At 55.8% G+C, this 24733-nt stretch carries 19 protein-coding genes and 1 tRNA gene; 6 read left to right on the forward strand and 14 right to left on the reverse strand.

Annotated features, from left to right (window positions below; genetic code table 11):
• Positions 1 to 95: 95 nt before the first annotated feature.
• From soxB to V6575_RS10810, 3 genes are all read left to right on the forward strand, one after another.
• On the forward strand, positions 96 to 1796 hold the full coding sequence (soxB, locus tag V6575_RS10800; protein WP_340274321.1) for a thiosulfohydrolase SoxB: 1701 nt from the start codon (positions 96 to 98) through the stop codon (positions 1794 to 1796).
• 64 nt (positions 1797 to 1860) lie between these two features.
• Positions 1861 to 3165, forward strand: coding sequence for a sulfite dehydrogenase (soxC, locus tag V6575_RS10805; RefSeq protein ID WP_340274322.1), 1305 nt, complete (start codon positions 1861 to 1863; stop codon positions 3163 to 3165).
• Complete coding sequence (locus V6575_RS10810) at positions 3149 to 4276, forward strand: c-type cytochrome (protein WP_340274323.1); 1128 nt, start codon at positions 3149 to 3151, stop codon at positions 4274 to 4276. The genes soxC and V6575_RS10810 overlap by 17 nt, the downstream gene beginning before the upstream one ends.
• Positions 4277 to 4337: 61 nt before the next feature.
• Here V6575_RS10810 and V6575_RS10815 read toward each other — a convergent pair whose 3' ends face one another.
• Entirely contained in the window at positions 4338 to 5087 is a 750-nt protein-coding gene (locus tag V6575_RS10815) for an SDR family NAD(P)-dependent oxidoreductase (RefSeq protein ID WP_340274324.1), read from the reverse strand.
• A gap of 166 nt (positions 5088 to 5253) precedes the next feature.
• Between V6575_RS10815 and V6575_RS10820 the strand changes: the two genes are divergently transcribed.
• The 3 genes from V6575_RS10820 (at position 5254) to V6575_RS10830 (ending at position 8840) form a co-directional block, all read left to right on the forward strand.
• Positions 5254 to 5817 (forward strand): TetR/AcrR family transcriptional regulator, encoded by a 564-nt coding sequence (locus V6575_RS10820; protein ID WP_340274368.1) that lies wholly within the window; start codon positions 5254 to 5256, stop codon positions 5815 to 5817.
• 302 nt (positions 5818 to 6119) lie between these two features.
• Positions 6120 to 7406, forward strand: a complete 1287-nt coding sequence (locus tag V6575_RS10825; RefSeq protein ID WP_340274325.1) for a phosphatidylserine decarboxylase family protein — start codon at positions 6120 to 6122, stop codon at positions 7404 to 7406.
• 144 nt (positions 7407 to 7550) lie between these two features.
• Entirely contained in the window at positions 7551 to 8840 is a 1290-nt protein-coding gene (locus tag V6575_RS10830) for a PQQ-dependent sugar dehydrogenase (protein WP_422785558.1), read from the forward strand.
• A 176-nt stretch (positions 8841 to 9016) separates the two neighbouring features.
• Here the strand turns inward: V6575_RS10830 and V6575_RS10835 are convergent, their stop codons facing one another.
• The 13 genes from V6575_RS10835 to V6575_RS10895 form a co-directional block, all read right to left on the reverse strand.
• Positions 9017 to 9232, reverse strand: coding sequence for a hypothetical protein (locus V6575_RS10835; RefSeq protein ID WP_340274326.1), 216 nt, complete (start codon positions 9230 to 9232; stop codon positions 9017 to 9019).
• Between the two features lie 27 nt (positions 9233 to 9259).
• The gene (locus V6575_RS10840) at positions 9260 to 9619 is read right to left on the reverse strand and encodes a hypothetical protein (RefSeq protein WP_340274327.1); all 360 of its coding nucleotides are present in this window, start codon (positions 9617 to 9619) and stop codon (positions 9260 to 9262) included.
• A 433-nt stretch (positions 9620 to 10052) separates the two neighbouring features.
• A tRNA-Ser gene (locus V6575_RS10845) sits at positions 10053 to 10142 on the reverse strand.
• Positions 10143 to 10378: 236 nt separating this feature from the next.
• A complete protein-coding gene (locus V6575_RS10850; RefSeq protein ID WP_340274328.1) occupies positions 10379 to 10714 on the reverse strand; it encodes a hypothetical protein in 336 nt (111 codons plus the stop codon).
• 129 nt (positions 10715 to 10843) lie between these two features.
• A complete protein-coding gene (locus V6575_RS10855; RefSeq protein WP_340274329.1) occupies positions 10844 to 11083 on the reverse strand; it encodes a hypothetical protein in 240 nt (79 codons plus the stop codon).
• Positions 11080 to 11997 (reverse strand): glycoside hydrolase family protein, encoded by a 918-nt coding sequence (locus V6575_RS10860; RefSeq protein WP_340274330.1) that lies wholly within the window; start codon positions 11995 to 11997, stop codon positions 11080 to 11082. Before V6575_RS10860 ends, V6575_RS10855 begins: the two co-directional genes overlap by 4 nt.
• A gap of 74 nt (positions 11998 to 12071) precedes the next feature.
• Complete coding sequence (locus V6575_RS10865) at positions 12072 to 12548, reverse strand: hypothetical protein (RefSeq protein ID WP_340274331.1); 477 nt, start codon at positions 12546 to 12548, stop codon at positions 12072 to 12074.
• Positions 12548 to 14365 (reverse strand): hypothetical protein, encoded by a 1818-nt coding sequence (locus V6575_RS10870; protein WP_340274332.1) that lies wholly within the window; start codon positions 14363 to 14365, stop codon positions 12548 to 12550. The genes V6575_RS10865 and V6575_RS10870 overlap by 1 nt, the downstream gene beginning before the upstream one ends.
• A 10-nt stretch (positions 14366 to 14375) precedes the next feature.
• Positions 14376 to 18566, reverse strand: a complete 4191-nt coding sequence (locus tag V6575_RS10875) for a hypothetical protein (RefSeq protein ID WP_340274333.1) — start codon at positions 18564 to 18566, stop codon at positions 14376 to 14378.
• Positions 18556 to 21204, reverse strand: coding sequence for a lysozyme (locus tag V6575_RS10880; protein WP_340274334.1), 2649 nt, complete (start codon positions 21202 to 21204; stop codon positions 18556 to 18558). The genes V6575_RS10875 and V6575_RS10880 overlap by 11 nt, the downstream gene beginning before the upstream one ends.
• Positions 21205 to 21216: 12 nt before the next feature.
• A complete protein-coding gene (locus tag V6575_RS10885) occupies positions 21217 to 21711 on the reverse strand; it encodes a virion core protein, T7 gp14 family (RefSeq protein ID WP_340274335.1) in 495 nt (164 codons plus the stop codon).
• A gap of 2 nt (positions 21712 to 21713) precedes the next feature.
• On the reverse strand, positions 21714 to 24146 hold the full coding sequence (locus V6575_RS10890; protein ID WP_340274336.1) for a phage tail protein: 2433 nt from the start codon (positions 24144 to 24146) through the stop codon (positions 21714 to 21716).
• A complete protein-coding gene (locus V6575_RS10895; protein ID WP_340274337.1) occupies positions 24143 to 24730 on the reverse strand; it encodes a phage connector family protein in 588 nt (195 codons plus the stop codon). Before V6575_RS10895 ends, V6575_RS10890 begins: the two co-directional genes overlap by 4 nt.
• Between the last annotated feature and the right edge of the window lie 3 nt (positions 24731 to 24733).

Genomic DNA, 24733 nt, shown 5'->3' on the forward strand with positions numbered 1-24733 from the left:
GGTGTTCGTGCGTCAATGCTATTGCCTTGTTTAAAATGGACTTGCCCGAAGATACCCTGCGCAGAGCTGCGCGCCGATGAGCTGGAGAGAAAGACATGTTTTCACGACGCGAGTTCCTGATGGCTGCGACCGCCACAAGCGCCCTGCTTGGCTCTGGCATGGGCGGCAGCTGGTCGAAGCTCATGGCACAACAAGGCCTGAGCCAGGAAACACTGCTGTCGATGAAGCCGACCGGCACTGTGACACTCGTGCACATCACCGACATTCATGCCCAGCTCATGCCACTGTATTTCCGCGAACCTTCGATCAACCTCGGCATCGGCGATGTCAAAGGCCTGCCGCCCCATGTCACCGGCGCGGATTTCCTGAAGCTCTATGACATTGAGCCAAATTCACCGGACGCCTATGCACTGACTTCCGAGGATTTCGCAGCTCTGGCAAAGACCTACGGCAAAATGGGCGGCATGGACCGGGTCGCGACCATCGTCAAGCACATCCGGGCCGATCGCGGCGCAGACAACTGCCTGCTTCTGGATGGCGGCGACACCTGGCAGGGCAGCTACACGGCCAACAAGACCCTCGGCCAGGATATGATCACGGTCATGAACTCTCTGGAGCCGGATGCCATGACCGGTCATTGGGAATTCACCTATGGAACCGACCGGGTGCAGGAAGTCATTGAGGCCCTGCCCTTCCCGTTCCTCGGCTCCAACATTTACGACAATGAGTGGGATGAACCCGCTTTCGAGGCCTGGAAGATGTTCGAACGAGGCGGCACGAAGATCGCTGTCATCGGACAGGCCTTCCCCTATACGCCGATTGCCAACCCGCGCTGGATGATCCCCGGTTGGTCTTTCGGCATTCGTGAGGAAGACATTGCAGCCCACGTGGAGGAAGCCCGTTCACAGGGCGCAGAACTGGTCGTGCTGCTGTCCCACAACGGCTTCGACGTTGACCGCAAGCTGGCATCAAGGGTCGATGGCATCGATGTCATTTTGACAGGCCACACCCATGATGCACTGCCTGAGCCGGTAATCGTCAACAAGACGCTGGTCATTGCCTCCGGATCGAACGGCAAATTCGTCTCTCGTCTGGATCTTGATGTCAAAGACGGAAGGATCGCAGACTACAGCTATCGCCTTATTCCGGTGTTCTCCGACGTTATCACGCCCGACCCAGAGATGACCGCCCTGATCACTGAGGTCCGTGCCCCCTTTGCTGAGGAGCTCTCCCGCAAGATCGGCACGACCGAAAGCCTGCTGTATCGGCGCGGCAACTTCAACGGCACCTTTGATGACCTGATCTGTGAGGCCCTTCTGGAAGAACGCGATGCCCAGATCTCCCTGTCTCCTGGCTTTCGCTGGGGCACAAGCCTTCTGCCTGGTCAGGACATCACCGTGGAAGACCTGCACAATGCCTGTGCAATGACCTATCCAGCCGCTTATCGCTCCTCCATGACCGGCCAGACTATCAAGGACATCCTTGAAGACGTCGGCGACAACCTGTTCAACACAGACCCCTATTATCAGCAGGGCGGCGACATGGTTCGCGTAGGCGGCATGGGCTACACGATTGACCCGACAGAAGACATCGGATCCCGGATCACAGGCATGACGCTTTTGGCAACCGGTGAAGCCATTGATCCGTCGCGGGAATACACGGTCGCCGGCTGGGCCTCTGTCAATGAAGACACAGAAGGACCGGCGATCTGGGATGTGGTCGAAAACCACCTGAGCAAGAACCCGACCGTAAAGCTTCCGGACAACCAGTCCGTCAAGGTTATCAGTCCGACCTAAGGGACGGGCAGCCAAACAGTTTCCATAAACTTCCCCAGGATGAAACAAGACCCGAGGAATTGACATGACAGACATAGATGTTTCGGGACAGCCGTCGAAAGGCAGCGGTCCGAATGTGAGCCGCCGTGCCCTTCTCAAGGCCGGTCTTGCCACCGGTGGCGCTGCCGTTAGCGCTGGCGCACTGATCGGCGCGGCGAAGGCTGAAGGCGATCCGCTGATCACCGAGATCCAGGACTGGAACCGCTATCTGGGCGATGGCGTTCAGGCCAATCCCTATGGGACACCCTCCCCGTTTGAATCCCATGTGGTACGCCGGGATGTGGAATGGCTCACCGCCTCCACTGAAAGTTCGGTAAGTTTCACCCCCCTGCACGAGCTGGACGGCATCATCACTCCGAACGGGCTCTGCTTCGAGCGCCACCATGGCGGCATTGCGGAGATCAATCCTGCAGACCACCGCTTGATGATCAACGGTCTGGTCGACACGCCGCTTGTCTTCACCATGGAAGACCTGAAACGCTTTCCGCGGGAAAACCGGGTCTATTTTCTGGAATGTGCAGCCAACTCGGGCATGGAATGGCGCGGCGCACAGCTGAACGGCTGCCAATACACCCACGGCATGGTCCACTGCGTGGTCTATACCGGCGTTCCCTTGAAATATCTTCTGGAAGAAGCGGGCGTCAAAACAAACGCCAAATGGGTGATGCCGGAAGGCGCTGATGCCTCTGCCATGACCCGTTCCATCCCGTTGGAAAAGGCGCTGGACGATTGCCTTGTCGCCTTCAAGATGAACGGCGAAGCCCTGCGTCCCGAACAAGGTTATCCCTTGCGCCTGGTTGTGCCGGGCTGGGAAGGCAACATGTGGATCAAGTGGCTGCGTCGCCTGGAAGTCGGCGACCAGCCTTGGCAGCAGCGTGAGGAAACAGCCAAATACACCGATCTTCTGACCTCAGGCAAAGCCCGCCGCTTCACCTGGGTTATGGATGTGAAATCCGTTGTCACCAACCCGAGCCCCCAAGCCCCTGTGACCCACGGCAAAGGCCCGCTGGTCATCTCGGGCGTTGCCTGGTCCGGCAATGGCAAGATCACCCGCGTGGATGTGACCACCGATGGTGGCCGCAACTGGAAAACCGCCCGGATTGACGGACCAAGCCTGCCCAAAGCCATGCACCGCTTCTATCTGGACATCGACTGGGACGGCTCGGATCTGTTGATCCAGTCCCGTGCCATGGACGAGGACGGCTTCTTCCAGCCGACCAAGGATGAGCTGCGGATCGCACGCGGAGAAAACTCCATCTACCACAACAACGGCATCCAGACCTGGCATGTCAAAACGGATGGGACGGTTGAAAATGTCGAAGTTGCTTAAGTCCCTCGCCCTCGGAGCGAGCGTTTTATCCGCCGTCGTCTTTGTCGCCGCCACCTCCGCCGCAGCAAGCGGGGATGCTGACAAGGGCGCAAAGGTCTTCAAAAAATGCGCCGCCTGCCACGCAGTCGGAGACGGCGCAAAGAACAAGGTCGGCCCGCAGCTGAACGATGTTTTCGGTCGCAGCGCTGGTGGCCTGGATGGCTATAAATACTCCAAGGCGATGGTAAAGGCTGGGGCAGAAGGTCTCAACTGGGATCAGGGCACGCTGACCACCTATCTGACCAAGCCCAAAGCCATGATCAAAGGCACGAAAATGGCCTTCGCGGGCCTCAGAAAACCGGCAGACATTGAAAACCTGCTGGCTTATCTGGCGCAGTATTCAGCTGAAAGCACTTCCAAGGACGAGGCTACAGCTCCCGCTGCCAAGCCACAGGAAAGCGCCAAAGCAACAGCCAACACGACTCCGGCTCCAGCTCCTGCGTCTTCGGCTTGGCCAACCCGCGCTGGCGGTGTCTTCGGCCTCGGCAGAGTTGCCACAGAAGACGAAGTCGCAGCCTGGGATATCGACATCAGGCCAGATGGCAAAGGACTGCCTGAAGGATCAGGCACGGTCGCTGCTGGCGAAGAGCTCTACACGGACAATTGCGCAGTCTGCCATGGCGATTTTGGCGAGGGAGTCGGTCGCTGGCCCGTTCTGGCAGGCGGTCAGGGCACCTTGCAGGAAGACCGACCGGAAAAGACCATCGGTTCCTACTGGCCCTATCTGTCAACGGTCTATGACTATGTCCGCCGTGCGATGCCCTTTGGCGACGCCCGCTCTCTGTCCAACGACGATGTCTACGCCCTCACCGCTTATCTGCTCTATCTGAATGATTTGGTCGATGACGAGGACTTCGAGCTGTCCAACAAGAACTTCCAGGACATCCGTCTGCCCAATGAAGAAAACTTCATTCCAGATGGACGGCCAGAAGAAGCCCACAATGACAACAAAGGCGACCCTTGCATGGAAAACTGCACGGACAGACCGGTCGAGATCACCATGCGTGCCCGCATCGTCGATGTCACACCTGGAGCAGGTGAAACGGAGAATTCCGTCGGCACTGTCGACTGAACATTCACAAGGACAGCAGAAGGTCGCTCACCGGGTCAGCAATTTACCCGGAGAGCGCCCTTCACCATGCGACGAGGCCATTTTCATCCGAAAAGGTCCCGGTTGGACCACTCGCGTCGAGCAAAGCCAGGCGAACCGCTTCGCGCGCGCCCTCTTCAACTGTGCGGGCTCCAGAGAAATTGTTGAGCGCCGTACCTGTGTGACCGGGACAAGCAATGTTGACCTTGATATTCGTTTCTTCGAGCGAGAAGGCAAATGCCAGAGAAACGGCATGCGCTGCTGATTTCGAGGTCGAGTAATTACCGAACATGGCACGATGGGCATTCCCCGGCTCGGAGTTCCATGCCAGTGACCCGCCAGTGCTGCCCATATTGACGATCCGCCCGGCAGGCGCTACGCGCAGCAGAGGCAGCATCGCCTGCGTCACGGCAATAACGCCAAACACGTTAACCTCCCAAACTGCGCGAATATCGTCCATCGTTGCTTTTGTCAGAGAGTTGAAATCCAGGTTGGATGGAAACGGATCGCCCGACTTGCCCGGATGCGATATGCCAGCGTTGTTCACCAGAACATCCAACCTGCCGAACTCGGACTGAATTCGCGCGGCTGCCGCAGCAATAGACGCAGGGTCTGTGACATCAAGCTGAAGGGCATGGGCTTCAGGCCCGATCATGGCTGCAGTCGTCTCGCCATTTTCAAGACTGCGGCTTCCGATCAAGACACACATCCCCTTTTCAACGAGGTCCGTTGCGATTTGAAGGCCGATGCCTTTGTTTGCACCTGTCACCAATGCGAGAGGTTTGTTTTGCATCTCATTTCTTTTTAGAAGTCATTTTGGTCAATCAGACTGAAACACATCAATCCACAAGTGGAACGCAGATCCACTTGTATACGGAACAATGTTCCGTTTAACAAGAGGTGATCTTGTGAGCAATGATTCTGGTCCTGATGACGCCCGCTCAGCCGTTCCAGTCGAGATGAAACGCAGCGTGCGTGCAGACGCGCAGCGCAATGTTGATGCTCTTCTGGAAGCGGCCAAAACAGTTTTCGCAGCTGCTGGCGTCGACGCTCCAGTTCGGGAAATCGCCAAGGAAGCCGGCGTGGGAGTTGGTACGCTCTACCGCCACTTTCCCGACCGGGCAGGCCTGATCGCCGCAGTGTTCCGAAGGGAAGTTGACGCCTGCGCAAAGGCGGCGCCGGAACTGGCTGCCAACAGGCCGCCATTTGAAGCGCTCGCGGACTGGATTCAGCTTTTTGCGGGCTTCATCACAACAAAGCGCGGGCTGGCATCTGCCCTGCACTCAGGCAGCTCGGCATTTGAGCCCCTGCCCTCCTATTTCGACCAGCATCTTCGGCCTGCCCTTGAGACCCTGCTCGCGGCGGCCCGGACCGCAGGCGCGGTCCGCACGGATGTGGATGCAGATGACATTATCGGCGCTGTGGCAAGTCTTTGCATGTCCACCAAAATTGACCAGCCCGATCACGCGCACCGCATGGTGTCCCTGTTTGTAGACGGTTTGCGCTATGGCGCTCAAGGCTGAGGTCTTCCTCAGTTGGTAATAACCCAATCTCTCAAATTCATCATCACGGCAGCTCACATTTCAGGCCATGCAATTACAAAAAACCAATGCTCACGCTCGCCAATTATGACGTAAGGGAAATACACTCAATCCAGAACAAATAATAAGTGTATTGTTAAATCTATAAATCTATAGTTGGCCTCCAAGTGCGATTTCCGGGCTCTACATGGCCCGTGCTTCATCAGCCTGGACCGCACGGCAACGGCAGCGATTGTGACATTGCATGATTTGCAACGCAGCGCGCAGTCAGGAGGACACTTGAGATGACCATTTCCAACCCCTACCGCGTCGGTGAATGGCTCCCCTCGGATCAGGCAGTACTTGATGCCTGGATTTCTGACCAGATCCTGGCCAGTGAAGCCCAGCCACGAAAGCTGTTGCCTGTGATCCAGGAATTTCAGGCCTTTATCGAAGAAGACGCCGCTGTCTTTATGCTGTTCAGCCAAATGTTCACGGAGGTGCATCAGACCAAAAACCCGACGGGAAAACCGCAGGTCAAGGATTACAAGCAATTCCTGAGATTGCTCAACCACATCATGACCCATGCACCCAGATTCAACGAAACCGGATTGGTCGGGTTCCCGATCAACGCGCTGCTGGACTGGTCAATGGGCACAGCCAGCGGCTTTGCCGCCTTCCTGCGCAGTGACATCAATGCGCAGCTTCAAATCGTGCTGGATGAATGGGCCCGGTTTCTCGGCTCTCCCGACTCCGTTCATGTGCTGGTGGACAAGCCCTGGGGATGGCTTGGCGAGGCCGCCTTCAAATCCCTGGCGCCTCCCGGCACCCAAAACCCTCGGCAATACTTCATCGAAAATTTCAACTGTGATCCCTATGCACCCCATTTCGGCTTCACCAGCTGGGATGACTTCTTCACCCGGACCTTCCGTCCAGGAGCCCGTCCGGTCGATGGACCAAACCACAACCGCATCATCAACAATGCCTGTGAATCCGCCCCCTATCGGATTGCCCGAAATGTCTCCCGCAAGGACCAGTTCTGGATCAAGGGCCAACCTTATTCACTGGAACACATGCTCGACCACGACCCGCTACTGGAGCATTTCATCGGCGGCACCATCTACCAGGCCTTTCTCAGCGCTTCCAGCTTCCATCGCTGGCACAGTCCCGTTAATGGGCAGATAATCAAGGCCTATAACATCGACGGCACATATTATTCGGAATCCCTGATGAATCGTCATGATCCGGCAGGCCCGAACAACAGCCAGGGCTATATCACTTCGGTGGCAGCCCGCGCCCCGATCTTCATTCAGGCTGACAATCCCGACATCGGCTTGATGTGCGTCATGCCGGTCGGTATGGCGGAGGTCTCAACCAACCAGATCACGGTGTATGAAGGTCAACAGGTGAAAAAGGGCGATCAGCTGGGCATGTTCCACTTCGGCGGGTCGACCCATTGCATGTTTTTCAGACCGGAAACCCGCCTGAAATTCCACTTAGACGAAGAACCCGGACTCAATTCACAAAACCTCTTGGTCAACTCCAAACTGGCCACTGTTGAAAAGAACAGCCCGGATATTGCAGTCGACTGAAAATGTCTGAACGGGCAGCAAGGCCATCCCCCATCGCACTCCGAACCTGCCACGGTTTGGAACAAGAGTGATGTATCGGAAAAGCTGTTGTTGTCGTGCCCCGACTCCCGCTAGGTTGCGCCAAAATCAGCTTGGAGGCCAGACATGGAACTTATCGCAAAGGCAACGGCATTGGTGGGCGGTGCAGTGGCGCTGATGCGCCGTATTGGGGCGCCTTCACATCAGGCCATGGGGACGGCCCCACAAATTCCCGATGCGCGCAAGCAGGGCATCATGACCCTGAAGATGCCTGTCGCCCAAGGCTGGCAGGACGGCCGCCTTCCCACCTGCGCGCCTGGCTTGAAGGTCAACGCATTTGCATCGGGCCTGGAACACCCCCGCTGGATCGAGGTTCTACCGAACGGTGACGTTCTGGTCGCCGAATCCAAGGAAGAACCGGGCCCGCCCAAGACCCTGATGGCCCACGCCACCCATGCAACCATGCGCCGGGCCAGGGCGATTGGGGTCAGCGCCAACCGCGTGACCTTGTTCCGCGACGCCGATGGAGACGGGGTGGCCGAAATACAAACGGTCTACGCCGAGAACCAGAACCAGCCTTTTGGCATGGCCCTGGTCGGCACGAAATTCTATCTCGGCAACACCGACGGTATCACGGCTTTCGATTACACTGAGGGCGCAACATCGCTGCCAAGCGTCGGCAAGAAGCTTATCGACTTCAAGCCGCATGGCCACTGGACGCGCAGTCTGATCGTCTCGCCTGACAATTCCAAAATCTATGCCGGGGTCGGATCGCTCACGAACATCGCAGATCAAGGCATGGAAGTGGAAGAGGGCCGCGCAGCGATCTGGGAGCTGGACGTTGCAACCGAACAAGCGCGTATCTTTGCCTCAGGCCTGCGCAACGCTGTTGGCATGGCATGGGAGCCAACGAAAGGCACCCTTTGGACCGTTGTCAACGAACGGGACGGCCTGGGTGATGAAACACCGCCCGATTACCTCACCTCTGTGCAGGACGGTGGCTTTTACGGCTGGCCCTACTCCTACTGGGGAAAGACGGTTGATGACCGGGTACCGCAAGACATTGATATGGTCGCCAAGGCGATCACGCCGGATTATGCCCTTGGCGGACACACAGCATCTCTTGGTCTGTGCTGGATGCCGGCGGGCACATTGCCGGGCTTTGGCGATGGCATGGTGATTGGCCAGCATGGATCATGGAACCGTTCAAAGCTGAGCGGCTACAAGTTGATATTCATCCCGTTTGAAAACGGCGCGCCCAAGGGCGAGCCTCGCGACATTTTGAGCGGCTTCCTGTCTGAAGACGAAAAGATCGCCTACGGACGCCCTGTTGGCGTGACGATTGGCGCGGACAAAAAATCGCTCCTGATGGCCGATGACGTCGGTGACATCATCTGGCGCGTCACAGGCGCTTAAGGGCTGCCTTGAATAAGGACAAGCGTTCGCCTCGTTGGCAGGTGCAGGACCAAACCGGCCTGGCTCCTGTTGAAGGAGCGAGCGTCTTCAAATTCCAAGATACTTTGCGGCAGTCACCACATGAACTTACGCGGGCCGATCAGCACCCGGGATTAATGGCAAAATGACGCCGCTTCTCAAACGACGAACAACAGCGATCCTCGCTCGCGGCCGAGATCAGCAAAACCGGATTTCACATCTGCCGAAAAGTCATTACCCTCGACGCAGATCATCCGGGCATCAACGGCCGTTCGGGCCCACGCCAGAAGGGCAAGCCCACCCACATCGCCAATGGAGCAATCAACAAGGCCCAGCTCTACCAGCGTCGTCGGAAACGCCTCGGCAAGCGCCAAAACGCCCGCATCGGTCAGCTCCGGATTTTAGCTTGCACTGAAGGACCGAAGGACAGGGCGCGAAGATCCGTTCGTCTCGTGCAGAGCATCAGCAAGGACGCGCGCATTCCCTGCATCCATGCCCGCGCGACGCAAATTCAGATCAAAGCTGATGCTATTGGGATCCAGCGCTGCCAGTCTGTTGGCAGCTGCCAAGCAAACGGGGTTTCCAATATTATTCAGGGCGGAAATCAATGTATCCATGCGCGTCCCTCCGATCAAAACTCCACTTGTGACCGCAGCAGAGATGCCCGAGACGCCAGCAAGCACAGATGACAGACCAAACCCCGCCACCATACCCGTTTTAAGCACCGTACGACGCGACAGATGTTGGTGTGCAAGTGACATGTTGCTCCTCGTTCATCGCCCTCAGCAAAGACACATTAAGCGCAGAGTCAAAAAAACTGCACCCAGGGAAAACAACGTCGATCAGGTCTTTATCGACAGCCCGCAATCTCTGATCCAGCGCGGCCATGCGCTATCATGCAGATCGAAGGAAGCAACGCCTCAAGAGGATCATAGCATAAGAAGCTCCAACGGTCGTCGCAGCAACACAAAGAAACTTCTGCCCAAATGAAATTTCCAAACCGGAATAAAATCATAATAACAACGCCTTGTGGATCTTCACCAAATCAGCGCAGTCAACAGATCAGAAGAATATTTGCATTCAGATCACACTTCGGGATCTCCCCGTGGAGGTTCCAGCCCCCAGTACACTCGAAAAGCGCAAAAATCCCGCGGCAGCCCGATCAGGATATAGCAATATCGAAATAAAGGGGAATGGAGGAGAGGAAGGGATTCGAACCCTCGAAACCATCGCTGGTTTACTCCCTTAGCAGGGGAGCGCCTTCGACCACTCGGCCACCTCTCCGGTGGCTTTCGTTTACGCGGCAAACCTTGCTAAATCAAGGCGTTTTTTGACATCTCTTACTTTTTCCACCGCATGGCCTCTCGCAACTTCTCGCAGGAACGCGCAGGGAACGAACGGTGAACTGCAGAAAGATATCTACAAAACCCAAACAGTGATGTTCCAGTTTCGTTCTGATTTTCCATGAAATGGAACCGCATGGCGCTTAACTTCAGCTCCAAGCACCAGCGAGACCTTCCTCACCCTCTCTTCAAAAACTCAGCGATGACAGGCCTCCAAGAATAGAGCGCCACCGCACCCGTCAACAGCCCGCCGCCTGCCCACCAGAGAAGACGACCAAGCTTTCCGGCGCCTTTGGCCTGCTGCTGATACAACCTGACTTCTGCCATCGTAGGTTCAGACGCTTCGACACTCTTTTCGACCGCATCGACCCGTCGCTGCAGTTCATCAAGTTTCTCGTAAACGCGACGCCTGCTTTCCGACGCACTCGCCTGCTGGTCGCTCAGCATCGCCCGGACTTCCCGAAAGCCTTCATCCATCATCTTCATGATGGCGGTATTCATGGCCTCACTCATTGCAGCGGCTCCCATCCGCAAAGGGCTTCACCCTTCTCGTTGTGCTCAAGATCTGCCTGCTTTTCGGCGAGCGTCTTGCCATTCAATGTATCGAGATATTTTGGCCGCGCCCCGTCGCAGAAACTGCCCTCACGGCTTACGCAGCCAGCGAGACAGACGCTTATCAACATCGCGCTCAGAAAGGCCTTGGACATCGTTTTCTATCTCCCGTGATACTTTGGACGCCTTTGCATCCTTCAACGCCTGACGGCCTCTTTCCTCCTCAGCGCCAGACGACCTGCCCTTGAGGAAAGCAAAAGCAAGGGCAGCAAGCACCGCCCCTGCCCCGATCAACCAGCCTTTCAGCTTGGCAATGAGCCCCGCAATCATGCTGCGCCCTCACCAGGTCGGCGCCAGACGGCAATCAGCCGACGGATTGCATCCCGGTTGAGCCAGGCAGCAACGCCACCGGCCACCAGCAAGGCGGCCAGTCCTATTCCTGCCACCCAGATCCACGGGACTCCGAAGACACCACCACCGCTTGAAGCGGCTGCAACCGTTGCCAGGACCTTGGAAGCTGGTTTCTTGAGGCTGACCAGATCAGCCCGGATTTGTGCCAGCGTTGCCGGGCCAATGATGCCGTCTGCAATCAGATCCGGGTGTTGCCGCTGATAGGCCATGACAGCCGCTTTGGTCTTTGCCCCCGCCCAGCCATCGATGCTGCCAGTATCGAAGCCAAGACGCTTGAGACCGGTTTGCGCCTCGCGCACTTCCTCTTTGCCAGATCCAGTGCCAGACCCGGCCGCACGAACATGCGCAAGACCATACTGGCCATGTTGAAGAAGCGCGGCCTCATCCGCACGGCGCTTTACCAGCCCCGCCAGCTTGCGCCCGCCTGCTGTTGTACCTGTGCTGCGCAGACGCTTTGCTGACAACACCAAATCGCCTTGCTTGAGCGCCGCAGCCCATTTCCACTTCAAGGCACCCGGGCCAAGATTGTAGACGACTGAGACAACAGCATCGAACTGCGTTTGCAGCAGGCTGTCGCCAAAATGCTTGCGGACATATGTTCCATATTCTTCCGCGATCAAACGACCCAGAACCTCATCAGCCTCTGCCCGCGTGATCGTGTCGCCATGTTGCAGACCCCGGCCCATCTTCGCCCGCCAATAGGCAGCAAACACAGTCGATCGCATCGTAAAGCCGTAGCCGATTGTCAGCACACCAGCGCTGTCCAAATACGCCTTGGACACAAAGCCTTCGTGCGCGGCAACGAAGGCCACGCCGTTCTTACTAATTTTCATGGAGTTGCCCTTTCTGAAGGCACAAAAAAACCCGCACATTGGCGGGCGAAATTCGGAAATCTATCGACGTACGTTTATTGCTCCTGCGCCTCCATCCAGAGCGCGTCCACTTCTTCTGGCGTAAAACCCAAGTGTATAGAGAGATTTACCACCAGCGGATGGAGACGGCGGAAGCTCGTGGCATATTGCCATTCAATCTGGGCAGCAGCTCGGTCTTGTGCGTCCTCAATTACAGCTATTGCCTCATCGACCTGTTCCAAGACGCGCCCACTGGTGATGAGACCCAGACGAAACTGACGGGCAGAAAGCGGAGGCATTTCTTCTCGCAATTGCTCATCTGTTGGCGGGGCGTAAGTGGTTACCTCTCCCCCGCTCGCCAGAAAGTCGGAGACAGCTTCGCGGACCTGCATAGCGTTTCGGCTTCCATCCTCGGGGCGAAGACCATATGCAAAGTCCTCAGGTGTACCGAGGTCAATCTCTCCACGAATTGTCACGATGTAAACATCGGTCTCAAGGGTTCCCGCAACAGAGAGAATTTTAGTTACGATCATTATGCTACCCTCTGAAAATTTGCGATCTCGAGGTTCCCTCTGCGTCCATGAGCACGATATGTCCCCGCAAGAACAGCGCCACTCCCGCTAGTGGTGTACTCAGACGTATTATTGGTGCTCAAGCGGATGGTGTACGTCGCGTTTCTCGTCCCAGACGGAGCCCCCGCAAGCACCGTATGGCCCACAGGGAAATCAGTATTATCGCGGGATGAACCGTCGTACATCAGGCAAAGGCGCTGATTTCCTCCGTCGTTTTCTTCGGCAACAAAGCAGTTCCGGCTATCATCCCATCCGAAGTAACGCCACGCATTTGAGTTGTCGTCATAGAACTGCATCCAGCTGTCGCCACCGCCGTTATAGCCGCAGTAGAGATCACCCTTCACTGTGAAGTTGCCCGTTACGGTATATGAACCAGACAGGGTGTCGCTGGTATCGGAACGAACGAACTGCGAGCTATCAATTCCGTCGAGCGTACCTGCGTTGTAGCTTGTGGCCCCAGCCGGGCCTTTAGCACCAGTGGCCCCTTTGGCACCGGTAGTTCCCTTCTCAGCAAGAACGCCCCAATAAGCATTCTGAGTGCTTGGGTTCTTATTTGTGCCTGGCGCAATCGCGACATATGCCGTTCCATTGTAGTTCGCGACATCATCAACGGCGTAGGCATTTCCGCTCCCCCACGCGCCTCGATAGTTCAGCCCCTTACTCCCGCGAGGACCTTGGGCACCCGTTGCACCGGAAGCCCCTTGAATGCCCTGCGGGCCTGTGGGACCAGTCGGGCCTTGCGGGCCAATATCGCCTTGATCCCCTTTTGGGCCAACAACGCCTTGAGGCCCTTGGATACCCTGTGGCCCTTCAGGACCTATAGGACCGGTCGCGCCCTCCACGCCTTGCGGACCTTGGCTGCCTTGCAGACCCGTATCACCGCGCCCAAACGTTGAACCATCAGACCAAGCTGCAACTTCATTGGAAAGTTTCCAATAGAGAACTCCCGCCTCACTATCGAGGAACGAGAACCCTCGTGGCTCAGCGTCGTAGTTTGAGCGATCAGACGTAATGCCCACTTGATCAGGCTCGTAGGATTTTCCAATGGGCCCCTCCGGGCCTTGAGAGCCTTGCGGCCCCGTCAAACCAGTTGGCCCTTGCGCACCCGTGGGACCCAATAGGCCTTGAGGTCCTTGAGGACCGACGATCCCCATGGGCCCTTGGTCTCCTTGAAAACCTTTTGCCCCCTGAGGTCCAACCCTGCCAGTTGGCCCTTGAGGGCCTTGCGCTCCAATTGGCCCCTGTGGCCCAGCATCGCCCTGAGGCCCTTTCGCCCCTTGAGCTCCTGGAAGAGAGGCAATCTCGAGAACTTGCTGCAATGTTGCCAGATCTGAGTTTTCCGCCGCCTCAAGCGCGTTAATCAGGCGACGGCCTTTCAAGTCAAACGATCCGCCTTCCTCAACAAGCGCCCGACCAGCAAGTGACTGCATATTTATGGCAGTACGATCAAGCGCCCTTTCAATCACCGTCGGATCTATTTCGCCGCCGTCAAAATTATAGGGCTGATCGAAATCGCTGATAAGCGTAACGGTCAAATGTTCACCCGGCCGCAAATCCCCAGGCGAAAAGAAAACCGTTCCAACGTCGAAGTTACCGCCGCTGAAATACCAGGAGCCCGGCACTTGCCGGTAGATCCACGGCGTATCGATGCCGCTCGCATCTGTGTGGATTACCTGCAGATTGCTTTGGTCCACGAATGCAAAATTCAGGTCAGCACGACCCGTTACACCGTCGCCCGCGATTTCAACGCGACCGGTGTCAATTTTCCCGATTGTCATGATTTTCCCTTTAATCGACAGCGTTTATGAGTGCTGGCTTGACTTGGGTTTGAAGCAGCGAACGAACACCCGGCAACGTTCCACCTGGAACATTGCGAAGCATTGCACCTGCACCTTGTTTGTTGACCTCGCCAGAGGCCGCTTGCGTGGCGATTGTTGCCATGTCCTGGATGGCACCCACGCTTGGACCAAAGATGGCACCAATTGTATTTCGGTTTGCAAAGCGGGACACACCAGCGCTGCGATCCTCATCGCCTGCAATGGCTTGCGCTGCACTCTTGATGCCAAATGGCGCACCAATTTTCTCGGCAGTGTTTGAGACATCCATCAGAACCGTTGCTATGCCCGTTCGGTCGAAACCATCCGCGATCCATAGCCCTGGGTTTTCTGTCAGCCTCTCAACCCCTTCATAATCCCCGCGTTCAAGAAGCTTGAGATAGGAAACCATCATGCCGCCAAGTGTTCCAAACAAAACGAACTCGGCAAGGTGCCTTTGCCTGCCTTGAAGCCTGGACATTAAAACGCGCTGATGAGCAGAAAGACCAAAGCTCTTGAACTGCATGACCACCTTGCCGGTATTGGTCCGCGTCCAAAGCGGCTTGTCGGCAACGCCAGGAGTGACAACAGTTCCATCAACCTCCTTGTTCAAAGCAGCAGCAATAGCCCGGCGAGCCGCCGCGTCATCCCACTTGGAAACGTTCAGGCCCCAGATCCCCTTTTCCTTGAAACCAAACCTTTGAACCTGATCAGCAATGCGAGAGGCCATGCCCTCGTCAATTTCAAGCTTCCCAAGGTATCCTTTGTCCCACTTGCTCAGTCCCTCATAGGAAACTTGCTTGCCGGTCACCTGGCCACCCGCTTTAACGTCAACCAAATTATCCAAGAGCAGGCGGGCTACTCGCTGCTGCGTTTGAAGTGAGACAACCTGTTTCAGGAAATCGTTCCACCGATCAAGAAACGTTGCCTTTGCAAACATGTTGGTCGCTGCGTCCATGAGCCTTTCAGGAATGGAACCGCTTGCGTAGGGGTCTCCAAGATCTGCAGCAGCTGCAAGCCTGGACTGCAGAGATGTTTCCGTAACTGCACCAAGTTCAAAGCTGTCCCTCTTGGCTATCCTCGCGGCCTTTGTGCTTGAAACCAATGGCCCAATTCCGTCTTGCATGAACGAATTCAGGCCATTCTTGGTCATCACACCAAAAGCGTCTGGCAGGCTCGAAAGAGCAACGCCACCAAGCTTGGTAATAAAGTTCCAACTCAGAGCCATCCGCGTTGCCACCGACCAGCCCGTCCCCTCATTCCCGGTAAGATATGTTCCACGCAGAATGTCTCGGAAAGCTTCAATGTTCGAAAGAACACGTCCCTCCTCATCTGTGAGCTTGTTCAGCTCCTTTTCGCCCATTGCCCGTGAGCGAAGCCGATTGTAATCAGCTTTGATTTCCGCAACTTGATCCTGCATATCAGCACGGCCAAATGCCCTTGCAAGCTCGATCTCAGCAGACATTTTCTTGATGTATTGACGGGTAATCACCTCAATATCATTTTCAAGAAACCGCTCGATCAACTCATCAGGAATATCAAATGTACGGCCCTTGAGAGGCCCGGTCGCAATCGGCACTATCCAATCAGGAACATCAGAGTTTCCGCGCCCAGTCACATTTTCAAAAATGCTATCCACGATCCCTTCAACATGCGACACGAGGTCATCATCGTCTATGAAATCAAGAACATCACCTTTGTCTTTCGGCAGCATGGGCTTGAGCTTTTCAACCCGGTGCTTGGACTTGATCACCTTTTCATCGATGGCGTTCTTGTCGGTTCGAAGAGCCCGAAGCTCGGCCTCAAGTTCGGGTGTTGCGCGGCCCTCGCTTGAAACCCGTTCGATGGCTTCAATGCGGTTTGCTGCCTTCGTCTGATCGTACCGGTTCTTAGCAAAACCCTTCCTAGCATCGGCAAAGTCCACCAATAGCTTTACCCTTGGAGAGGCATTCGCATACTCTCGAACCGCGTTTATTTTGGCGTCCAGCAAGTTCAGCTCGTCTTGGAACCTGTTCGCCTCGGCCTCCGCAATAAGCCGCTCATTGCTGATTTGATCCGTAAACCGATCAAAGTCCTCCAGCTCACCGTGCATTTGACCAATCTTCTGATCAAGTTCGCCCAATTTGCCTTCGTTGCGTAACGCCGAGTCCAGGTGATCCCGCACTTCTTTCGCCGTCGCTCCGCTATCAAGGCCAATGGTCCCAAGCCATTCGTCAACATTGCGACCAAGAACATCCAGAGCTGCCTCGAAGGCTGCATCGTCTTCCATTTTAAGCGGCGCACCTGCCATTTCATCGCGGATCGCAGCCAAGATCTCGCCTGGCTCCGCATAGCCATTCTCATCCACATGCATGCGGGCCAAAAACAGATCCTCGCTGGCAACAAAATTATCAACAGCGGATAAGCCACCCTCTTTTTTGAACAGCCCAGGCGCGCTTTTGGGCGTTACGCCCATGTGCCGCAATTCATCATCAAGCGGAGATCCAATGCGGACACCGCCACGATCCTTCAACAAGCCAATGATCGGCTTCTTTCGGGTCTGCTTTACCGTTGTTGAAGCCTCTGCAACAGCGCGCACCATCACATCATCGTCACGAGCTGCCTTTGCCGCTTCAATGACATACTCAGGGACGCGGCCCCTCAACAATTCAAAGCGCTCGCCTTCCGCCTTACGGATCAAATCCAGCTTTCGGCCACGGCTCAGTTTTCGTTCATCCAAGCGCCCCTGAACCCGTCCAAGGCGATCAAAAGCGCCTGATAGTTTCTCTCCCAGATCATCAGAGCGAACGATGTCACGGGCTATTCCTATTTCTTCCTGCTTGGCCCGTGCCCGCTCAACCATGTCATTGACCCATGGACGAACAGCAGCCCGGAACTCGGCCTCTTGGCCAATGATCTGCTTCCGATTGAACATGCGATGCAGATAGCTGGGAGCCGTTGTGACTTTGACGTTTTGAGGAAGAAGGCCGACCTTGACGGCTTCCTCTTTCATCGGCTCGAAAACCCGTTCTCTTTTGGCCTTGGCTGCAGCTGTCACATGCGGGTTAGCATTTGGATCAATGTCGTTCCGCCTGGACGCAGCTGATACTGCGGCATTGAAATCCTTCCGCGTTCCTTTCCATCCGTCATTACGAGCCGCTTTGAAGAACGTCTTGTCTTCCTCAAGCGTGGTAGCCAGAACACCGCGCCGCCAATACTGCATGTTCGTTTCAACAGCAGGACCGATGGGACGGCCATCAAGTTCGCCAGCCGTGCCAACATGATTTTCAAATAGTTTGACACCAATCTCCCGTGCCCTTGGTGACGTTGCCTGAAGGACTGTAATTCCTGGATTAAGCCGCACGGCAGCCGTTGCAGCAGCAATTGCCTTAACAGTGCGCGAGCCGCCTATCACTGTGTCTTCAGGGTTCGAGGTTTGCGCTGCAGAGGCCCCCGCGCTTCTGAGCTCATGGACCATTGCCCGATCTATATCGGAAGCATTGGGAACACCCTCCTGAAGCTCACCTTCAAGCTGCTTGCTGATCCGGCCAAATTCGGAAGCACCAAGAATTCTGGCGCCTGCACCGCCAATTATCCCGCCAAGAACGAACGACCCGCCAACAGCCATCAGGCTGTCTTGCATGGATCGCGTCTGTTGAGTTGCCTGCAAGACGCTTTCGTCAATTACCGCCGCGCCTCCAGCAGCAGCACCGACCGCAAGAGCTGATCGCCCGACGCTGTAGCCAACCTTACCTACGCGCACCAAAGCGCCACCAGGAAGAACGCTTGTTGGTGAAGCGACCGAAGACAGTATTCCGGCTGCTGCACCGCTCCATCCCGCCGCTTCAATAGTATCCTGATCCCGTTTTTCACGGTCGATATCGGCTTTAATCGCAGCCGTTACAGTCGGATTATGCGCATCAAGAAACTTGTCGTGATGCTCCTCATAGCCAACCAGCTCGTCACCATCATAAGGGCTATAGCCTTCTTCGACCCTGCGAAGCTCAGCACCGCTCAAATCTGATTCTTCCGAAGCCGCAAAGGAACCGATAAGGTTCTCCGTTCGAAAGGCAGGCCCAACTGCATCAAGAAAGCCCGGACCCTGAGGCGCTGCAGGCTCACCAAGATCAAATGGGCTATAGAGCTGCCCACCCGATAATATTGGACGCGTTTTATCAATCGGCATTGGTGCGAGCCCTTTCGCTATTTTCTCTTGCGCGCCGGGAGCGTGGGTTCCCACCATCATTAGGGTTTAAAGCCATTTCACTGAGACCATCGAAGATTTGCCCTCCGGCATCGACGACAGCGTTTGCACCGCTTGCAACACCACTTGAAACTGCATCGGAGACAATTCCGAAAAGCTCTGCATTGCTCGGTGCAGATGGGCTGTTGTCTCGTGCCTTTTTCCGATTGCCGAATTTTACCAGCCGCTCAGCTCTCCGAGCATTTTCAGCTGCCAGATCGACGACCTCTTTAGCTTTGCGCTCCGCCAGTTCAGCTTGCGCGCTCTCAAGATCTGGCGTGAATGCGAGCGGGAATGTCTGAAGCAATCCATCCCCATCCCGATAATTGATCGCCATTGCAGGCAACCTGCCTGCACGAATGTCCTGCACCGTGTATTGGTCAGTCCCCACAACACCGACAGGATCAAATTCAACACCGTTTTCGCTCAGCACCTCTTTTGCCTGCGTCCGGATGTATTCATGGCTTTCATCAATCGCAGGAAAGATCTTCTCTGCCGGATATTTGACGACAACCCCATCTCCAAACTCGTTGAGCTCTGACGTTCCCCAAGTCCTGGAAAACCGGTCTTTCGCCAATGCCTCAGCCGCATCGATGTCACCGCCAACATCACCAATGCTTTCCTCAAGAATTTGCTTGAACTCAGCAACAGCAACAGACCGGCCCGAAGCTGTCGCACCGAGCGTTGGAGCAAATGACCAGATGCCAGGATCAAGCAGCCCCTCGATGTAATCGGCATCAACAAGCTTCAGCTTTTTAACAACTTCTGGAGACCCCAATATTGCCTGACGAACCCGTGCATTATCCGGCTCATTCAATGCACCAAGTCTCTTTCCGGCCTCCTCAGGAGATAGACCAAGGCTCTCCGTATAGACCCGCCACTTGATGGCAGCATCTTCAACAGCATCCCCGCCCTCAGCACCCCGAACAGCAGCTTCGTTTGCTGAGAACATTCTTGCTGCACGCTGATAGGCCAGCCCCGTTTGTTGCGGGTTTGTTCCATTCAAGCCATTTCGGATCAAGTTCATGAATTGCTTCGGGATCACGCCCTTACGATCAACAATGGCATCCGCCAGAGCATCTGGGCTTTCCACTTCCTCAGACAAGGCATCCCAGATTCGCCCTGCAGCCTTGCGGTCATCTGCAGAAAGCGGATTGCCTTGCCCCTCACCATTGAACCAATCAACAGCACTTCGCCTCTCCTGCCCCTCTTTCAGGGCCGCATTGCGACTCTTGATCAAAGCAGCCTTCTGGCCATCATCGAGAACATCATCAGATACGATGGATATTTGGGTAACCGCCTCCGGATCTTGAGCAATTGAAAGCGCAAAGGCGTCCTTTCTATCTGCCGCAATCCCGGCCATGTCGCGTTGAGCCTGGTCTGATAGTTTGATCTGGTCTTCGTAACGGAGAGCATCAAGGCGGGTCTGAATTTCGGGCGGAGCATTGGGAATCCGGCGAACACCGCGAACGATATCGGCTTCCTCCTGTCGACGGCTTGAATTGATCCCGGCATTGTCACCCTTGAGACCTTCAATCGCAGTGGCGATCTCCTCCAGATCCCCGGACTTGACCGCGCCATGAAGACGTGAGGGCAATTCGCCGTAGTTGTAAGTGATCGAGGTCAGCGCGGCCTGCGCACGTATTGGCAATGCTTGCCAAGCCCCAGACCCGACTGACTGCACCGCAATGCCTTGAAACTCGTCAAGACGGCGTTTGAGGTCTCGTTCTGCATCAGCGCGGGTGACCACAGTATCCTTGGTCACCCGGACAACCGTTCCATCTTCTTTTGTCACTGTGTCGGAGCCATAGCCAGCCCGCCAACCTGAAAACTGCTGACCGTCAGGCCCGCCCTTGTCTGGATATGCTTTCGACTGAAAGCCTTCCTTTGCCCGAAGCAATGAACCCGCATCAACGCTGGCACCATTGAACAGCCTGGACCGCTCCGATGCTGGAAGGGTTTCGACCCATGCAAGGGACGCCATACGGTCCCATGATCTAAGCGCTTGCTCCTTTTCGATCCGGCCAAGCCCTGTGGTTTCGATCAAACGCCGACCATTCGCCTTGGCCTCATCAAATGCATTCGGATTGCTCCGGATCGATTTGGCGAGTTGGTCTGTTCCCTCGGCAACGTTTTGCTTGAAGAAGCGAGTGCGTTCATCAAGCTCCGTTTGCGCATAACGATCGATAAATTGCGACCGCATGCGCTTCACATCGATTTCGGCTTGAGCGCGCACTGCCTCCGGTAAACCAGAAACAAACTTCTCGCCGTCTTCATCAAAGCGCGAAAGCATGCCATCCGTGTATCCAGAAGCTCCAGGGGCAAGCTCCTGAGTAGCTTCCAGTTCCCGCTCAGACATGGCCGAGGAAAAGTCGAGTAGCCCTTTTTCCCGCTGCACATTATCAATTTGCAATTGGCGCAGCTGCAAGCGCTCTGCATGCTGGCCCACTTGAGCCGCTGTGCTTTGGAGCTGCGCGCCAAGGCCAGCGATTGCCCGACCACTTGCAGTATCTGCGACCACTTGCGGCTGGCGAACGTTCGGCAACGCGCCGGTGCCTTTGTATCTTGCGAGATTTGCCATTGTTGCCTCAGATTATGTCGTCGGTGGTCTGCGATAGAGGGAGTTTCCAAGAGACGTTGCAGCCCCGGTCAAACCGCCGAGGGCGGCCCCAAAAGCACCGATGCGACCTGCTTTGCGCGAAGAGCTTGCGCGGGAGCGAGCATCAGCAGCCTCCATAGTGAGATTGTCCCGCTCGCCCTCTGCCCGGTAACGGATCGCCTCAAGGTCTTGCGCGGCTTCATAGGCATTGTCATCCATCACATCGACAAGCGAACCGGTGTCAGACAGCCCACGCTCTGCACCCGCTGCACGGTTGTTCCCGATGACCTTAGAGAGCTGCTGCAAAGAGCGTTTGCGCTCAAATGAGGCCTGCGTCTGATTGACCTCTTTGGCCCGGTCTGCCAATTGCGCCCTGCGTTCCTCAGCATCGGCCTGAGCATTCGCCTGGGATTGTATTCCTGCCGCCTGTATGCCGCCTCCCACGAGAGAACCGACCACAGAAATTGCGGTTAATGCCATAGGGCACATGATCAAGGCTCCATAGATACGTTGGCGTTCAAGGCAAGGACGGTGCAAGGCTTTCCGCCAGAGGCTTCGAAAACGATCTGACCGCCATCCTCCCAGCGAATTTCGATATTCGCGTCAATGCGCCCCGTCTTCAGCGGCGCTGGCTGGCCATAGGTATCGCCCGCCTCATATTTGATTTGCTCGTCTATATAGGTCCCATCGGAACCCATCCGAAGCGTCCCTGTCTGGAAGACAGAAACATGGGTCACATCGATTGAAATCTTGCGGCCAAGCGAAGATCCATCTTGTGAACCAACAGGAGGCGAGAGGGTTTTAGCCCTCGCCTTTACATCGAACCCAATCAGGATCTTTGATGCGGTGCGACCATTGGGAAGACTAACCTCTCCATCTTTGACAGACGTCAGATAGTCAGAACCATTGGCGTAAAGAATGACGCTTTCGCCTTCCAGGTGTTCCAGACCAGAGACCCTATTGGCTTGGTTGCCCTCGTAAAGAACAGCGCAATCAAGATGCCACGCATCGACAACGTCCTGATCAATGAAAGGGGCTTGCATGATCTCGATGTATCGCCGGGTCTGGCCATTGATCTGGCGGCGAATGACCATCCAGACCTCGTCAAATCCAGAGCCTGACAGAGAGGCCATACACTCGACAACGCCGCCGAACTCATGGCGATGCATCCCGTAGACTTCCTGTTCGCGCTCATAGGTGAACCCGATTGATCTGCCATTCACATCCCAGCACCAAATGATCGAGGATGGGTATTGCTGATAACAGGCCCCTTTGATGCCAGGGCGGAACAAGTGGGACTGCACTTGCGATACGGATTGAGAAACCCGGCCATTTGAACCCAAGTCATAGACCAACTCACGCATGTCCGTCGCATAGCGGCCAAAGTAGAGCAGGACCGACCCCACCTTGATCGGCTGAATACCGCAGGTGCCAAAGTTTGTTGCAGGCGTTTGATCAACATTCTCCGGCCCGAATGGATCTTGCTCCGTCGCCTTCCCGATTTGGCGAACAGCACGAGACGTTCCAACGAGCAAATCATTGTCGTCATCTAGCCATTTGATCCGATTGACCTGACCAGACAGGATACCGACCGAGACGGCATCAGAAGCAACAAGAGGCTGCGATACTGCAAAGTTCTTGAAGTCATCGCTCTGACTTTCCCAAACTTGGGTCGGCTCAGCGTCTGTTCCAGAAAAGGCCAAGCGGTTCTTGTGCCAACCAACGGCAGATGGCCATCCCGTCCTGTCAGACCAGGAGCCAAGACGCCAGAGGCTAATTGCCGATCTGTCCAGCAGGGCTTGACCGAAGAGGCGAACCATCACGCTGGAAGCAGACACAACGCTATCAATTTCAACCCAACGCCAAACGCCATCAGAACCGCGAAGGCGGATATGCCGCCCTATGTCTTCGGTTCCAAAACCTTCCCCTTCATTGATCCCGGCAATAGAGGACGCCGAGAACTCGAACGGCGCCTGATCTGCCGCCCCTTGGTGCATGACAAGCTGGCCAATCGAGGAATTGTCCGAGGTTGCCCCGCCACCTTGAGAAAATTTGAACCGGTAATGCTTGTAGGAAGTCTCATTTGCGAATGAGAAACGTCGCCATTCACTAGACGCCCATGTGCTTTGTGCATCCCGCACATCAAGAATTGTCCATGCTGCACCATCATTGGATGCTTCAACCGACCAAGCAGCCGGCATGTCGTCTTTTTCGGCATTATCGCTTGGGGCTTGCAGCATATAGGCGTCAACCACAACCGCTTCCGGGAACTCATAGGCAACCCACCCAGAGGCATTTGAAGACAGAACGACAGTGCCCTCACCCTGAGCAAAGACCTGCCAGGCTGAACCGCTATTGTTTGAAGACGTGACCAATCCCGAAGGCTCAGAATTGCTTGTCATTTTGGGAACCGGGTTCCCGGTGCCTGCGGGTGTAAAGTTGGTCGCGCTGATATTGACCGGCAGGTAAGGCCCATCAAGGAACTGCATTGGCTCAAGCGCCCATGACGTTTCCCCATACCGTTTCAATGCATGTTGGCGACAGCCCCCTCCTGCAATGAACAGGGTATCCGTTGATTGTGTGAACTTCAGCTCGAAGGCCGCAGACAACGGATAGGGCGTTGCCACCTCGACAGAGCCAACGCGCCCCATTGACGTGTGAACCCGGAAATAGCCCTCACCAAGCTCCAGCATATAGGACTGGTCATCGCCAAACTCGAAAGGCACGAGCCTAGCTCCGGCGCTATGGTCTTTGACTGCCCCATTGAATCGCGTCCCGCCACGGCGGCGAAAGCCCCCCCGCTTCAAAGTCACATAGTTGACGCACTCATAGAGCCCGCCCCGGTAAAGTTCGAGGTCCGGACGGTCAACAAGCTCCGGATCAATTTCGCCGCGGCTAAAGGTTGATTGCAAAGCATAGGTCATCGCTCGGTAATGATCTCCGGCACTTCCATCGGCTCCGGAGTGCTTTGTTCAGCATCCACGGTACCGGCTAAATCAAGGGAACTTTCAGCCGCTTCCTGCATCGTTTGCACAAGGCTGTTCTTGCCTGCGATCACATGGGCAGCGCCCGCAGCCAGAAAGAAGGAAAACCCGTTCACAAAGAGAGGCGGAAACCGAGCCTCACTGTCCACGCGGGCCACGTAGCGAAGAGGAAAAGGCGGCTGATAGTCAGTCATGAGCTTGGCCCCAACCACCTCGGCTTTGATCCTGTGCCCATTGTGATCGCCGTTCTCTGTTTGAACCGGCAACCGCAGGAAGTCAGAAGGCAAAGAGTATTGGAACCGCCAACGGAATGGCGGCCTGATCGTGTCCGCCCCGATCATGGCCAAGCCCATGGCGAAGTCCCAATCATGCATTGCCAAATAGGCGTCTCGCTTGGCCACGTAGTTGTTGCGAAACCAGCGAGACGCAACGCTCGAAAAGTCAAAGTCCTGAATTGCCGGTTCCTTGAGGTGCGACAAGGCAAGGTTTGCCATGTCGACCTTGGTGTTCACCGTGCCCGCCATTGC

Origin of the sequence: Roseibium algae, assembly GCF_037783265.1 — a bacterium.
Taxonomy (GTDB): domain Bacteria; phylum Pseudomonadota; class Alphaproteobacteria; order Rhizobiales; family Stappiaceae; genus Roseibium; species Roseibium algae.

What these genes read in the sequence shown, in the direction of transcription:
- soxB (WP_340274321.1), top strand. Translation starts at nt 96, where the DNA reads ATGTTTTCACGACGCGAGTTCCTGATGGCTGCGACCGCCACAAGCGCC.
- soxC (WP_340274322.1), top strand. Translation starts at nt 1,861, where the DNA reads ATGACAGACATAGATGTTTCGGGACAGCCGTCGAAAGGCAGCGGTCCG.
- V6575_RS10810 (WP_340274323.1), top strand. Translation starts at nt 3,149, where the DNA reads ATGTCGAAGTTGCTTAAGTCCCTCGCCCTCGGAGCGAGCGTTTTATCC.
- V6575_RS10815 (WP_340274324.1), bottom strand. Translation starts at nt 5,087, where the DNA reads ATGCAAAACAAACCTCTCGCATTGGTGACAGGTGCAAACAAAGGCATC.
- V6575_RS10820 (WP_340274368.1), top strand. Translation starts at nt 5,254, where the DNA reads ATGAAACGCAGCGTGCGTGCAGACGCGCAGCGCAATGTTGATGCTCTT.
- V6575_RS10825 (WP_340274325.1), top strand. Translation starts at nt 6,120, where the DNA reads ATGACCATTTCCAACCCCTACCGCGTCGGTGAATGGCTCCCCTCGGAT.
- V6575_RS10830 (WP_422785558.1), top strand. Translation starts at nt 7,551, where the DNA reads ATGGAACTTATCGCAAAGGCAACGGCATTGGTGGGCGGTGCAGTGGCG.
- V6575_RS10840 (WP_340274327.1), bottom strand. Translation starts at nt 9,619, where the DNA reads ATGTCACTTGCACACCAACATCTGTCGCGTCGTACGGTGCTTAAAACG.
- V6575_RS10850 (WP_340274328.1), bottom strand. Translation starts at nt 10,714, where the DNA reads ATGAGTGAGGCCATGAATACCGCCATCATGAAGATGATGGATGAAGGC.
- V6575_RS10855 (WP_340274329.1), bottom strand. Translation starts at nt 11,083, where the DNA reads ATGATTGCGGGGCTCATTGCCAAGCTGAAAGGCTGGTTGATCGGGGCA.
- V6575_RS10860 (WP_340274330.1), bottom strand. Translation starts at nt 11,997, where the DNA reads ATGAAAATTAGTAAGAACGGCGTGGCCTTCGTTGCCGCGCACGAAGGC.
- V6575_RS10865 (WP_340274331.1), bottom strand. Translation starts at nt 12,548, where the DNA reads ATGATCGTAACTAAAATTCTCTCTGTTGCGGGAACCCTTGAGACCGAT.
- V6575_RS10870 (WP_340274332.1), bottom strand. Translation starts at nt 14,365, where the DNA reads ATGACAATCGGGAAAATTGACACCGGTCGCGTTGAAATCGCGGGCGAC.
- V6575_RS10875 (WP_340274333.1), bottom strand. Translation starts at nt 18,566, where the DNA reads ATGCCGATTGATAAAACGCGTCCAATATTATCGGGTGGGCAGCTCTAT.
- V6575_RS10880 (WP_340274334.1), bottom strand. Translation starts at nt 21,204, where the DNA reads ATGGCAAATCTCGCAAGATACAAAGGCACCGGCGCGTTGCCGAACGTT.
- V6575_RS10885 (WP_340274335.1), bottom strand. Translation starts at nt 21,711, where the DNA reads ATGTGCCCTATGGCATTAACCGCAATTTCTGTGGTCGGTTCTCTCGTG.
- V6575_RS10890 (WP_340274336.1), bottom strand. Translation starts at nt 24,146, where the DNA reads ATGACCTATGCTTTGCAATCAACCTTTAGCCGCGGCGAAATTGATCCG.
- V6575_RS10895 (WP_340274337.1), bottom strand. Translation starts at nt 24,730, where the DNA reads ATGGCGGGCACGGTGAACACCAAGGTCGACATGGCAAACCTTGCCTTG.